Origin of the sequence: Pantoea sp. ME81, assembly GCF_903970985.1 — a bacterium.
Classification (GTDB): Bacteria; Pseudomonadota; Gammaproteobacteria; order Enterobacterales; family Enterobacteriaceae; genus Pantoea; species Pantoea communis.
The window spans coordinates 58,025-70,504 of sequence record NZ_CAJCKS010000002.1 but is presented as its reverse complement, the minus strand read 5'-3'; the positions used below and the strand labels follow the sequence as shown (position 1 = coordinate 70,504).

The following is a 12,480-nucleotide window of genomic DNA, read 5'->3' as shown; positions in this document are numbered from 1 at the left end:
TATTTTCCAATATTCATGCAACTTTCATCAAAGTTAAACACTCCAACAACCCACGATAAGATTAAGAGCCCGACTATTTATTGTTTGTCTGGTCGCTTTTACGCTATCAACTTTATTTTACTGGCAATTTCAGCACTGGTGTTTATGTGGTGGTCGCGCCACGAAAGCCTGGATATCGCTATCAGCCAGCAGTGGTTTGACCCACAGACGCAGACGTTTCCGTGGCAACACAACCGCTGGCTGGATCTGATCAATCATCGCTTGTTCAAGGATGTGATCATCGCTGGAGCGGTATTGATGTTGTTACGAGGTGTGCAGAAGCGCGATGGCCGTCGCGTGCTGGTGGCCCTGCTGTTTGGTATGGGGCCGCTAGTGGTGGGCATCCTGAAGGCGCACAGCGCGCACTCCTGTCCATGGGATTTGGCGATGTTTGGCGGTAAGGCAGCCAGTTTTGTACTGCTGGACCCGACTCCGACTAACAGCGGTCCCGGGCAATGCTTCCCCGGCGGTCACGCTTCCAGCGGCTTTGCCCTGATGGCGCTGTTCTTCCTGTGGTGGCCCGAGCATCCACGCCGCGCCGTGCTGGCGCTGTTATTCGGTATCGCGGTGGGGTTGCTGATGGGATACGGACAGGTGATGCGCGGTGCCCACTTTTTCTCTCACAACTTGTGGGCTGGCTGGTGGGTGTGGCTGAGCCAGGTGCTGATTTTTGCTGGTGTTTCTTTTTGGGTAGACAAGATGAGGAAAAGCAAACGTGATGGAAGCGCTCAACCATAGCCTGTTTCTATGGATCAACGCCACGACGGATTCACCGCCATGGTTGATTAATCTGGCGACCTTTATCGCCAAAGATGTGATTGCCATTGTCCCGCTGCTGATTGTGGCCTTATGGTTTTGGGGACCGCGCGATCAGGTGCAATCTCAACGCGCGCTGGTACTGAAAACCGGTATAGCGCTGATTTATGCATTAAGCATTTCATGGTGCGTGGGCCAACTGTTGCCGCATCCGCGTCCATTTGCCATTGGCTTAGGACACCAATTCCTCGCTCACGCCGCCGATGACTCTTATCCCAGTGATCATGGCACCACCATCTTTACTTTTGCGCTGGCGTTCATCTTCTGGCATCGCCTATGGTCTGGTGTCATTCTGCTGGCCGTTGGCAGTGCGATCGCCTGGTCACGCGTCTATCTTGGCGTGCATTGGCCGATGGATATGCTGGGCGGATTTTTGGTGGGCTTGCTGGCGTGTCTGGCTTCGCATATGGCGTGGCAGTTGTATGGCGAACGCATGCTGGCCTTCACCCACCAACTGTATCGCGCTCTGTTCGCTATGCCGATCAAAAAAGGATGGGTACGCGGCTAAGGTAAAGGGCGGCTCACTCGGGCCGCCCGATAAGGGACTAGCTAAACCACTTCCCAAACCAGCCGTTAAATTTCATCATAATGAAATCCCAGATACGGCCAATAAATCCGCCCTCCGGCACTGCTTCCATCACCACCAGCGGGCGCTGATCCACGGTTTTGCCATCCAGCTGGAAATCAATGGTCCCCACCACCTGATTCTTCTCCAGTGGCGCTTCCAGCTGCGGTGAATTCAGGGTGAAACTCGCCTTGAGGTTTTTCATCTGCCCTTTCGGCACAGTGATCGCTGCGTCTTTCGCGACACCGAGATTGACCTGACTCTGCTCACCGAACCACACGCGCTGCTGGGCAAAAGGCTTATCGCTTTTAATCGGTGTCACTGTCTCGTAGAAACGGAAACCCCACGTGAGGAGCTTCTCACTTTCACGGAAGCGGATCGCATCGGTTTGCGTACCCAGTACCACCGAGATCAAACGCATGTCTCCGTCCACGGCGGACGCGACCAGGTTATTACCCGCGCCCGAAGTGTGTCCGGTTTTAATCCCATCCACCTTCAGGTTACTGCTCCATAACAGGCGGTTACGGTTCATCTGCTTGATGTGATTAAAGGTGAACTCTTTCTCACTGTTTAACGCATACTCTTCAGGTACATCGCTGATCAAACGCTGGCCGATAATCGCCATATCGCGCGCGGTACTGTATTGCCCATCGGCATCCAGCCCGTGCACGGTCATAAAGTGGGTATTCTGTAATCCAAACGCCTTAACGTAGTTGTTCATCAGACCGATAAACGAGTCCTGGCTACCGGCGACATAATCGGCCAGCGCGATGCAGGCATCATTGCCTGACTGAATCACCACGCCCTTGTTGAGTTCAGAGACCGGAATACGGTCACCCGGTTTCAGGAACATCAGCGATGACCCGCGCAGTTTCGGGTTGCCGGTTGCCCACGCATCTTGTCCGATGGTCACCAGGTCATCGTTATGGATCTTGCCGGCTTTTAGCGCCTGGCCGACCACGTAGCTGGTCATCATTTTGGTCAGGCTGGCGGGGTCCAACCGCTGGTCGGCATTGGACTCAGCCAATATCTTGCCGCTGTTGTAGTCCATCAAAATCCAGGCTTTGGCCTCAATTTGCGGTGCAGCAGGCGCCTGTTCAGCCTGAGTGGTGACGGGAAGGAAAAGCACTAATAATGAAGTGGCAGCCAGCGGCCGCAAGGCAGAAATGACGGAGTTTTTTCTCATGAGCGTGACCAGATTGTCCTTGTTAAATCATGGTTTTCTAGCAGGTAAGACATGTCTTAATAAAAGCTACACGCTTACCACCTGCGAACAAAACCGTCCAACCGTAAAGATTTATAGAGTTTATTAGAGTAACCCTGGCATCAACCCCGACGCGCTGCCACTTTTACTGTTACGCCGTAGTGGAAAAAGTGAGAGAAATTCCGATTTTTCGCAGAACGGTTAAGCCAGTCACAAAATTCCGCTAACCTGATGCCAATCAGCCCGAGGAGAACCACGATGGACTTAGCCGTTTTCGATCTGGACGAAACCCTGATTTGTGAAGACAGTACCAGCCTGTGGCTGCGCTGGCTGGTCTCACAGGGATTTGCCCCCGAAGCACTCATCTCTCAGGAACAAGCCTTAATGGAGAAATACCATGCCGGCACCCTGTCGATTGAAGAGTATATGAGCACCACGCTTTCCCCGCTCGCCGGTATGGCGACCCTGACGGTTGAGGGTTGGGTACGGCGTTTCATCCATCGCGATATTCTGCCACGCGTCTTCCCCGCCGCGCGGGAACGCATAAACTGGCATCAGCAACGCGGCGACACCGTGATGATCATTACCGCCAGTGGCGATCATCTGGCGGTGCCGATTGCGCAACGTCTGGGTGTACACGGCGCGTTGGCGATTGGCGTAGAAGTGGTTGACGAGCGCTACAGCGGCCAGATTTATGGCACCGCCACCTATCGTGAAGGGAAAGTCACCCGCCTGAGCGACTGGAAAGCTTTGCAACAGGATAAGCGCTTTGAAAAAACCTGGGCTTACAGCGACTCCATGAACGATTTACCCTTGCTCAACCACGCTGATCACGCCTGGGTCATTAATCCGGATGCGCTGCTGCAGCAGGAAGCGCAGCAGCGGGGTTGGGAAGTATGCAGCTGGGTACGTTAAGTTAACCACGCGAGGCGCTGGCGGGTTCCGCCAGCCCGACTTTTAGCAGCTTACCGTTGGCTTCGTCGGTGAGCACATAAAGATAACCATCCGGCCCCTGACGCACATCGCGAATACGTTCACCGCGATCCTCCAGCAGTCGCTGCTCTTCGACCACTTTCTCGCCGTTCACCCGCAGGCGAATCAGGCTTTTTTCCTTTAATGCGCCGATAAACAGCGAGTTTTTCCACTGCGGGAAACGTGCGCTGTTGTAAAACGCCATCCCGCTGATGGCTGGTGACACTTTCCACCAGAACTGCGGTTGTTCCGTGCCCGCCACGTGCGTGCCCTGCGCTTCCGGCACTTTCTGTCCACTGTAATCAATGCCGTAGGTGGCCAATGGCCAGCCGTAGTTTTTGCCTTTCTGCGGGATATTTACTTCATCACCGCCGCGCGGGCCGTGTTCACTCTCCCACATTTGCTGTGTCCACGGATTGAAAGCTAATCCCTGTGGATTGCGCATACCGTAAGACCAGATTTCTGCCCGCGCGTCTTTGCGCTGGACAAAAGGATTGTCTGCCGGGATTTCACCGTTCTGGGTCAGGCGCACGATTTTTCCTGAAAGCTTGTCGAGTTGTTGGGCGCTGAGGCTGGAAAAGTTGTCGCCAAAGGCAATGTAGAGATAGCCCTGACCATCAAATGCCAGACGGGTCCCCATATTGGCACCGCTGGAGAGCTTGGGTGTCTGCTCCAGCACCACCTTGAAGTCGCTCAATTGACGGTTATCGTCGCTGAGCCGACCATAGCCGACCACACCGCCCGCTCGCCCCTCGGCATCTGCCGTGGTGTAACTGAGCCACACGCGGCGGCTCTGGGCGAAATCCGGTGCCAGCACCACATCCAGCAAGCCGCCCTGACGATTCGCCCACACTTTGGGTACGCCGCTAATGGGTTGCGACAAGCCTTTTCCCGGCTGCCAACTGCGGAGTTGCCCGGATCGTTCGGTTATTAACAACGTTTGATTGTCAGGCAGAAAAGCCACTGACCACGGATGATCAAGTTTGTCCTGTAGTACCTGAACCTGAACATCAGCAGCCAGGGTCGAATGGGCATAACTCAATGCGCCAAGCAACAGCGCGACAGGCAGTAAACGCATGGGATTCTCCTTTATCACGGTCTGCCGTTAAGGGTAGTCAGCCCGTAAGAAAGGATGTGCAGGATTTACAAAACATTAAGCCCGACATAGCGCCGGGCGACGGGATTAAGGCGCGGAGAAGGCCACAACATCACGAATCATTTCGTCGATGCCCGGACGAAGATCGTTGAGCGTAATTGGCGTACTGTTGTTCGGCAGGGATTTACCAAAGGCTTTGCGCACAACTTTGATCATTGGCTTACCGGTCTGCGCATCGACCGCTTCCACCTCGAGGAACAGCGCACTGTTTTGCGTACGGTGGCCAGTGGCCGCCATGGTGCTCGCTACAACTGCCGCAATCGGCACCACTTCGTAGAACTGCATCCCTTCGTTTTCTGCCGTCACGGCGGTGATGGCGCTTTTCACCCTGAGCGTATGTGCACCAGGCTTGCCCACCACCGGTTTACGTTCTGCGACCGCGCGTTTTAACTGGCTATCGGTGTACTGACGGATTTGATCCAATGTTTGCTGGCTGATGCGTTCAGTCGGTCGCGCGGCGGGATAGTAAACCACGGGTTCGAACACCACGTTGGTGTAATCCGCGCTGTGATAATCCGGCGAGATCCAGCGCAATGTCGGTTTACCGCTGGGCGACTATTCAGATTTTAACTGGCTGTAATCGCCGAGAAAGCCGGAAAACTGCTGTTTATCCGCAACATGAGAGGTACAACCCCCGCCAGCATAACCAGCGTTAAAGCAGGAATATAAAGACGAAATCGCATGAGAAAGCCCTTATAAGAGGTAAATCGCTTCTCAAGTGTAGAGCGCACGCTGCGCTTTGGCGGGAAATTTTCACAGAATGGGAGAAGAAACCACCTGCATTGCAGGTGGTTAAGGAATTACTCGAAGCAGGTCTCAGGATTCTCAGACAACGAAATGAACCTTTCGCCGCCTTTGGTCAAGGCAATAATGCCGCCGCTCTCAATATCATAAACCCACCCATGCAGACGCACTTTGCCTTTACGCAGCGCCACCGCTACCGAAGGGTGTGTTTTGATATTGTTCAGCTGAGCAATCACGTTCTCTTTGACCATTTCATTGAGACGGGTTTCAACTGCTTCATAGTTACGCTCTTCCACCACGGCTTTCGCCGCATTGGCGTAGTGCAACCAGTGATCGACCGCTGGCATGCTTTCTAAATCCGCATTAGACGCGATGGCGTTCATGGCACCACAGTTGGAGTGACCGCAAATGATGATCTCAGTCACACCCAGCGCAACGACCGCGTACTCAATCGTGGCGGAGACACCACCCGGTTCGGGACCAAACGGCGGCACAATATTACCGGCGTTACGGATCACGAACAGCTGGCCTGGCTCGGATTGGGTGACCAGTTCAGGCACCAGACGGCTGTCTGAGCAGGAGATAAACAGGGCTTTGGGATTCTGGTTTGACGCCAGACTTTTGAAAAGATCCTTCCTTTCAGGGAACACATTCTGTTGGAAATTCAGAAAACCTTTAACGATCTCTTGCATTTGTCTGCTCTCACTTTATCCGCATCTGCGCTGGCGGTACGATCTGCACCGTCAGCACGCGTTCAAATTCTTCAGTGCGGTGAATAAGTTACAATCACCAACCGAACATTTAAGCAAAACAGGCTGGATTACACAACTCGGATCACCCTTTGCCATATTAAAGATAAGTTCAAAATTGACGATATTATCGTCGTTAAAAATTTTTAACCTCTTAGATAAGGATAGCGATGAGTATGAAAAAAATGTTGATTATTTCTTTGCTGATGGCTTGTGGATCGGCTGCTGCTGCCCCTACTGACATTGCCAAACCGCTTGATGATCGCCTGCAAAATTGCAAAATGAATGCTAACAATACCCTTGAAACCGCTGATTGCTATCAAAAGGCCACTCAAGACTGGGATAAGGAGCTCAATGTGCAATACAGAGCACTGTTAAGCGGCCAAAATGAAGCATTCAAACAACAAATGAAAATTTCTCAGCGTAGCTGGATAAAATATAAAGACGATTATTTTTCAGCTATGGAAACGTTCTACCAGCAACAGGAAGGGACTATATGGGGACTCGTTGCTGCTGAATCTAAATTAAACGTGATTCGTGATAAAGCGTTGGATTTATATCGATTACGCAATAGCACCAACATGGAAGGATAATTTCTTGCGGGGATTGCTCCCCACAATGCATCTTCCCTATACATTTTCCCTCGCAACCTCTGTACAATCCCCCGCCTATCCACACTAATTATGATGAATTATTATCCTTATGAGCCATGTCAAAAATCCGCCGCGCGTAGGCTTCGTCTCACTCGGCTGCCCAAAAAACCTCGTCGACTCAGAACGCATCCTGACGGAACTGCGTACTGAAGGCTACGATGTGGTGCCACGCTACGATGATGCGGAGATCGTCATCGTTAACACCTGTGGATTTATTGATAGCGCCGTACAGGAATCACTGGAAGCGATCGGTGAAGCGCTGAACGAGAATGGCAAAGTGATCGTCACCGGTTGCCTGGGTGCCAAAGTGGATCAGATCCGCGAAGTACATCCTAAGGTACTGGAAATCACCGGCCCGCACAGCTACGAGCAAGTGCTGTCGCACGTTCACACCTATGTGCCAAAGCCGGAACACAACCCGTTCCTGAGCTTAGTGCCAGAGCAAGGCGTGAAGCTGACGCCGCGCCACTACGCTTACCTGAAAATTTCCGAAGGCTGTAACCACCGTTGCACCTTCTGCATCATCCCTTCTATGCGTGGCGATCTCGACAGCCGCCCGATTGGTTCGGTGCTCGACGAAGCCAAACGTCTGGTGGAAGCTGGCGTCAAAGAGCTGCTGGTGATCTCGCAAGACACCTCGGCTTACGGCGTTGACGTGAAACACCGCACCGGTTTCTGGAATGGTTCCCCGGTGAAAACCAGCATGGTTAGCCTGTGCGAACAGCTGGCGAAACTCGGCGTGTGGGTGCGTCTGCACTATGTCTACCCTTACCCACATGTGGATGACGTGATTCCGTTAATGGCCGAAGGGAAAATTCTGCCTTATCTTGATATTCCGTTGCAGCACGCCAGCCCGCGCATTCTGAAGCTGATGAAGCGCCCTGGTGCGGTTGAACGTACGCTGGAGCGCATCAAACGCTGGCGTGAAATTTGCCCGGAACTGACGCTGCGTTCGACCTTTATCGTCGGCTTCCCCGGCGAAACCGAAGAAGATTTCCAGATGCTGCTCGACTTCCTGAAAGAAGCGCGTCTTGATCGCGTTGGCTGCTTCCAGTACAGCCCGGTTGAAGGCGCGACGGCCAACCAACTGCCGGACCAGGTGCCAGAAGAGGTGAAGCAGGAGCGTTTCGATCGCTTTATGCAGCTGCAGCAGAAAATCTCCAGCGAACGTCTGCAGGAGAAAATCGGCCGTGAAGTGCTGGTACTGATCGATGAAGTGGATGAAGAAGGCGCGGTGGGCCGCAGCATGGCCGATGCACCTGAGATCGACGGCGCAGTGTATCTGAATGGCGATCGTCAGGTGAAAGTCGGTGATGTGGTGCGTGTCAAAGTTGAACACGCCGATGAGTACGATTTATGGGGTACGCGCGTTTAGCCGTGCTGCTGCTGGTGCGCACGTTTGCGCGCCAGATAATCGGTGTCCGCTCTTAGCCGATCCCAGCATGATTTGAAGATGGCCGCCGCAGCGGCCTTTTCTTTTTCTGTGGTACGCGGCAACTCGTTGCCGTCTGCATCATATTTACGCCCGCCTTTGTGATTGCTATAGCGACGTGCGCGGGTATAGCCCATCTGAATAAATTTTCGCGCCATATCCATGCCGACAAAGTCGTCCTGTGCACGATACTCCTCAAACAACTGCATGATCTGAACGGAAGATTCCTGAGCCAGTTCCACGGTTCGGAAGCGCCAGAACGGCAGAATTTCGCTCTTGTAAGGCTCCACCATTAACACCCCCTGCTCACCGCGCCCAACCTGATAAAGGTCTGGCCGCTGTCGGAAATCGATATTCTTAAAGTCTTGTTCGTAATCAAAGGGTTTCACTGCATTTCTCCTGCACGACATTATCACTTACTGCAATTATTTTTTTGCGGCTCTTAAGCAATGTGCTTTTACACCGATAACTTCTCTACTAGCCTACTTTGCTCAGGGAAAATCATGTTAACGAAAATGAAAATTGTGACTGCCATCATATTGATGCTGTTGGTATTCACCGCTATGCAGGCCATATCAGGCTCACTGTTTTTATCTTCCCTGATCGCTGGCCAGCATAATTTCACTGCCAGTAACCAGCTGTCGCATCAACAGCGTGAGTTCTCCGACAGTTGGCAAACGCTGGTGAAAACGCGCGTTATCATCAACCGCGTGGCGATTCGCATCCTGAAGAATCAGAGCGATGATGCTTCACGCGCTGCCATCAGCAAGCTGCTGGTTTCCGCGGGCGCCTCGCTTGATGAAGCGAAACAGCACTTTGACCGCTACAAGAGTGTCCCACGGATTGCGGGGCAAAGTGCGGCAGCCGCCGAGCTTATCGAGAGCAAATTCGCGAACTATTACCAACTGCTGAATCAATCCGCGACCTTCCTGCAAGCCAACAACTACGCCGCCTATGGCGAGTTGGATGCACAACAGGCGCAGGACGATTTGGAAGCGGCCTACAAGCAGTGGCGTGGCGACAACGTGCAGTTAATCAATTCCCGCGCTGCAGATAACGATAGCACTTATCAGCATATGCTGGTGATGGTCGCTGTGATGGCACTGATTGTGGTGCTGTTGTTGCTGGTGGTTTGGCTGCTGGTTCGCCGCATCCTGTTAGCGCCGATGAAGCAAGTGCAGCAGCAGATGGAGCGCTTCGCCGAAGGCGACCTCTCCACCAGTTTGAAGATTGAAGGACACAGTGAAATGGCCTCCATTGCCGCGAGCCTCAATCATATGCAGCAAGCACTGCTGGGCACGATCAACAATGTGCGCGACAGTGCGGATGCCATTTTCGGCAGTGCCAGCGCGATCGCTAACGGTAATAACGATCTCTCCTCCCGCACTGAACAACAGGCCGCCTCGCTGGAAGAAACTGCCGCCAGCATGGAAGAGCTAACCGCAACCGTTAAACAGAACGCCGATAACGCGCGTCAGGCGACCCAGCTGGCGAAAACCGCATCGGAAACCGCTGACAAAGGTGGGAATGTGGTGGACGGCGTGGTGAAAACCATGCGCGACATCGCCGACAGTTCGAAGAAAATCGCCGACATCACCAGCGTGATCGATGGCATTGCTTTCCAGACCAATATTCTGGCGCTGAATGCGGCTGTTGAAGCCGCTCGCGCCGGTGAACAAGGTCGTGGCTTTGCGGTGGTGGCAGGTGAAGTACGTAATCTGGCGCAGCGCAGTGCGCAGGCAGCGAAAGAGATTAAGCTGCTGATTGAGGGCTCCGTGCAGCGCGTTAATTTAGGTTCACAGCAGGTGAGCAGCGCCGGCGATACCATGCAGGAGATCGTCAGTGCTGTGACGCGCGTGACCGATATCATGGGCGAAATTGCGTCGGCCTCTGACGAGCAGAGTCGCGGCATCGATCAGATTGGTGTGGCAGTGAACGAGATGGATCGCGTAACGCAGCAGAACGCCACACTGGTGCAGGAATCGGCTAACGCCTCGGCTTCGCTGGAGCAGCAGGCCAGCAGCCTGTCTTCGGCGGTGGCGCGCTTTAAAACCGGGACGCGTGCAGTGATGGCACCAGTGGCAAACACGGTGAAAGCCCCTGTCGCAGCACCACCACGAGCCTTGCCCGCTGCCGGTGCACACAGCAACGACAACTGGGAAACGTTCTGAGGTAACAGAAACAATCAGGTCGCCATAAGTGGCGACCTGACCTGCACAACGGGATTTTTCAGGGTGCGCACTTACGCGCACCGATTTGATATTTCAGGTCTTTAACTTCGGATCCAACGCATCCCGCAGTCCATCGCCCAACAGATTGAAGGCCAGCACCGTCAGGAATATCGCCAGACTGGGGAAGATAGCCACATGCGGGGCTATCACCATATCGGCACGCGCCTCATTCAGCATCGCGCCCCACTCCGGCGTGGGCGGCTGCGCGCCCAGTCCGAGGAAAGACAAACTCGCCGCCGTGATGATCGACGTACCGATACGCATGGTGAAATAGACCACAATTGACGACACGGTACCGGGCAGAATGTGACGCATGATAATCGTCCAGTCGGATGCGCCGATGCTGCGGGATGATTCAATGAAGGTTTGGTGTTTCAGCACCAGCGTGTTGCCACGTACCAGGCGAGCAAAGGCTGGAATACTGAAAATCGCCACCGCCACAATCACATTGCTCATGCCGCTGCCCATGATCGCCACCACCGCAATCGCCAGCAGAATGCCGGGGAAAGCAAACAGCACGTCACAGATACGCATGGTAATCCGATCCCACCAGCCTTCGTAATAACCGGCCAGCAACCCCAGTAGCGTACCAATCAGCGCACCGATCGCCACCGAGAAAAAACCAGCAATCAGTGAAATACGCGTACCGACCAGTACGCGGCTAAAAATGTCACGCCCCAGCGAATCCACGCCAAACCAGTGCATCATCGACGGCCCATCATTTAGCCGGTCGTAATCAAAATAGTTTTCTGCATCAAACGGAGCGATAAACGGAGCGATAAACGCCACCACAATTAACAGCAGCACAAACAAGCCCGCCACCATCGCCACATGTTGATGGCGAAAGCGGCGCCAGAATTCACGCCATGGCGTACGTACCCGGGTTTCCGTCATCATCGGCATGGTTTTCAATGCCGCTGCGCGTCGCCAGTTCTTCAAGTGCGACTCCTTACCTGTAACGGATGGCCGGGTTGATCGCCGCATACAGCATATCGACAATCAAATTGATCAAAATAAACTCCAGCGAGAACAGCAATACCTCGGCCTGAATCACCGGGTAATCACGCATCTCCACCGAATCCACCAACAAGCGGCCTAAACCGGGCCAGTTGAATACTACTTCCACCACAATCGAGCCGCCCAGCAGGAAACCAAACTGCAGGCCCATCATGGTCACCACCGGGATCATCGCATTGCGCAGACCGTGTTTCACCACCACCAGCGACTCACGAACCCCTTTGGCGCGCGCGGTGCGCATGTAATCTTCCTGCATCACCTCGACAAACGAGGCGCGGGTAAAGCGTGCCATCACCGCAGCCACGGCTGCGCCCAGGGTTATGGACGGCAGGATATAGTGTTTCCAGCTGTCGGCACCTACGGTCGGCAGCCAACCCAGCTCAACAGAGAACACCTGCATCAGCAGCATGCCTAAGGCGAAAGCGGGAAAAGAGATACCAGACACCGCCAGCGTCATGCCGATGCGATCGGGCCAGCGGTTGCGCCAGACAGCGGAGGTAATGCCGATGGTCATACCGAAAATCACCGCCCACACCATGCTGGTGAGGGTCAGCCACAGCGTCGGGAAGAAGCGCGCGGCTATCTCTTCCGAGACCGGGCGTTTCGACACCATCGACTGGCCAAAATCCCCCTGCAGCGCATTGAGAATAAAGTGCCAGAACTGCTGGATCAGCGGCTGATCGAGACCGAGTTCCTGACGCACCAGCGCCACCACTGAGGCATCCGCTTCCGGACCCGCAATCAGGCGCGCCGGATCGCCCGGCAACAGGTGGACAAACAGGAACACCAGCACCGCCACAATCAGCAGCGTGGGGATCAGCCCCAATAATCGTTTGAGAAAATAGTTGAGCATGCAAAATCCTGCGCAGCAGCGGCCAGCCTCGCAAGGCTGGCCGCGCCTG

At 54.0% G+C, this 12,480-nt stretch carries 12 protein-coding genes and 1 pseudogene; 6 read left to right on the top strand and 7 right to left on the bottom strand.

The genetic code is table 11. The features are described from left to right. The first annotated feature begins 84 nt into the window (after positions 1-84). A complete protein-coding gene (locus tag H7A81_RS00770) occupies positions 85-777 on the top strand; it encodes a phosphatase PAP2 family protein (protein ID WP_370529929.1) in 693 nt (230 codons plus the stop codon). Next, complete coding sequence (gene ybjG / locus H7A81_RS00765; RefSeq protein WP_182056423.1) at positions 758-1,363, top strand: undecaprenyl-diphosphate phosphatase; 606 nt, start codon at positions 758-760, stop codon at positions 1,361-1,363. Before H7A81_RS00770 ends, ybjG begins: the two co-directional genes overlap by 20 nt. 37 nt (positions 1,364-1,400) lie before the next feature. Here ybjG and H7A81_RS00760 read toward each other — a convergent pair whose 3' ends face one another. After that, positions 1,401-2,606 (bottom strand): serine hydrolase, encoded by a 1,206-nt coding sequence (locus tag H7A81_RS00760; RefSeq protein ID WP_166933201.1) that lies wholly within the window; start codon positions 2,604-2,606, stop codon positions 1,401-1,403. A 276-nt stretch (positions 2,607-2,882) separates the two neighbouring features. On the opposite strand from H7A81_RS00760, the gene H7A81_RS00755 reads away from it, so the two are divergent. Beyond that, complete coding sequence (locus tag H7A81_RS00755; protein ID WP_058961967.1) at positions 2,883-3,539, top strand: HAD family phosphatase; 657 nt, start codon at positions 2,883-2,885, stop codon at positions 3,537-3,539. 1 nt (position 3,540) lies between these two features. On the opposite strand, the gene H7A81_RS00750 is transcribed toward H7A81_RS00755, so the two are convergent. From H7A81_RS00750 to H7A81_RS00740, 3 genes and pseudogenes are all read right to left on the bottom strand, one after another. Beyond that, positions 3,541-4,674 (bottom strand): PQQ-dependent sugar dehydrogenase, encoded by a 1,134-nt coding sequence (locus tag H7A81_RS00750; RefSeq protein ID WP_182056422.1) that lies wholly within the window; start codon positions 4,672-4,674, stop codon positions 3,541-3,543. A 105-nt stretch (positions 4,675-4,779) separates the two neighbouring features. After that, a pseudogene (locus H7A81_RS00745) lies at positions 4,780-5,435 on the bottom strand (DUF3313 domain-containing protein). Positions 5,436-5,552: 117 nt separating this feature from the next. Beyond that, complete coding sequence (locus H7A81_RS00740; protein WP_058961964.1) at positions 5,553-6,188, bottom strand: carbonic anhydrase; 636 nt, start codon at positions 6,186-6,188, stop codon at positions 5,553-5,555. Positions 6,189-6,415: 227 nt separating this feature from the next. Here H7A81_RS00740 and H7A81_RS00735 point away from each other — a divergent pair, with 227 nt between their 5' ends. Both H7A81_RS00735 and rimO read left to right on the top strand, forming a co-directional pair. Further along, a complete protein-coding gene (locus tag H7A81_RS00735; RefSeq protein WP_255478855.1) occupies positions 6,416-6,838 on the top strand; it encodes a lysozyme inhibitor LprI family protein in 423 nt (140 codons plus the stop codon). A gap of 109 nt (positions 6,839-6,947) precedes the next feature. Further along, positions 6,948-8,273: a 30S ribosomal protein S12 methylthiotransferase RimO gene (gene rimO / locus H7A81_RS00730; protein WP_182056420.1), complete on the top strand. Its 1,326-nt coding sequence runs from the start codon at positions 6,948-6,950 to the stop codon at positions 8,271-8,273. Here rimO and H7A81_RS00725 read toward each other — a convergent pair. Continuing rightward, on the bottom strand, positions 8,270-8,719 hold the full coding sequence (locus H7A81_RS00725; protein ID WP_182056418.1) for a DUF4385 domain-containing protein: 450 nt from the start codon (positions 8,717-8,719) through the stop codon (positions 8,270-8,272). The two genes, rimO and H7A81_RS00725, sit on opposite strands and share 4 nt — an antisense overlap. A gap of 114 nt (positions 8,720-8,833) precedes the next feature. On the opposite strand from H7A81_RS00725, the gene H7A81_RS00720 reads away from it, so the two are divergent. Further along, complete coding sequence (locus tag H7A81_RS00720) at positions 8,834-10,501, top strand: methyl-accepting chemotaxis protein (protein WP_182056416.1); 1,668 nt, start codon at positions 8,834-8,836, stop codon at positions 10,499-10,501. 93 nt (positions 10,502-10,594) lie between these two features. On the opposite strand, the gene gsiD is transcribed toward H7A81_RS00720, so the two are convergent. After that, a complete protein-coding gene (gene gsiD, locus H7A81_RS00715) occupies positions 10,595-11,500 on the bottom strand; it encodes a glutathione ABC transporter permease GsiD (protein WP_166933192.1) in 906 nt (301 codons plus the stop codon). A gap of 10 nt (positions 11,501-11,510) precedes the next feature. Further along, positions 11,511-12,431 (bottom strand): glutathione ABC transporter permease GsiC, encoded by a 921-nt coding sequence (gene gsiC, locus H7A81_RS00710; RefSeq protein WP_034820789.1) that lies wholly within the window; start codon positions 12,429-12,431, stop codon positions 11,511-11,513. Positions 12,432-12,480 lie beyond the last annotated feature (49 nt).

Coding starts and splice junctions, on each gene's coding strand:
- ybjG (WP_182056423.1), top strand. CDS start 758: ATGGAAGCGCTCAACCATAGCCTGTTTCTATGGATCAACGCCACGACG.
- H7A81_RS00760 (WP_166933201.1), bottom strand. CDS start 2,606: ATGAGAAAAAACTCCGTCATTTCTGCCTTGCGGCCGCTGGCTGCCACT.
- H7A81_RS00755 (WP_058961967.1), top strand. CDS start 2,883: ATGGACTTAGCCGTTTTCGATCTGGACGAAACCCTGATTTGTGAAGAC.
- H7A81_RS00750 (WP_182056422.1), bottom strand. CDS start 4,674: ATGCGTTTACTGCCTGTCGCGCTGTTGCTTGGCGCATTGAGTTATGCC.
- H7A81_RS00740 (WP_058961964.1), bottom strand. CDS start 6,188: ATGCAAGAGATCGTTAAAGGTTTTCTGAATTTCCAACAGAATGTGTTC.
- H7A81_RS00735 (WP_255478855.1), top strand. CDS start 6,416: ATGAGTATGAAAAAAATGTTGATTATTTCTTTGCTGATGGCTTGTGGA.
- rimO (WP_182056420.1), top strand. CDS start 6,948: ATGAGCCATGTCAAAAATCCGCCGCGCGTAGGCTTCGTCTCACTCGGC.
- H7A81_RS00720 (WP_182056416.1), top strand. CDS start 8,834: ATGTTAACGAAAATGAAAATTGTGACTGCCATCATATTGATGCTGTTG.
- gsiC (WP_034820789.1), bottom strand. CDS start 12,431: ATGCTCAACTATTTTCTCAAACGATTATTGGGGCTGATCCCCACGCTG.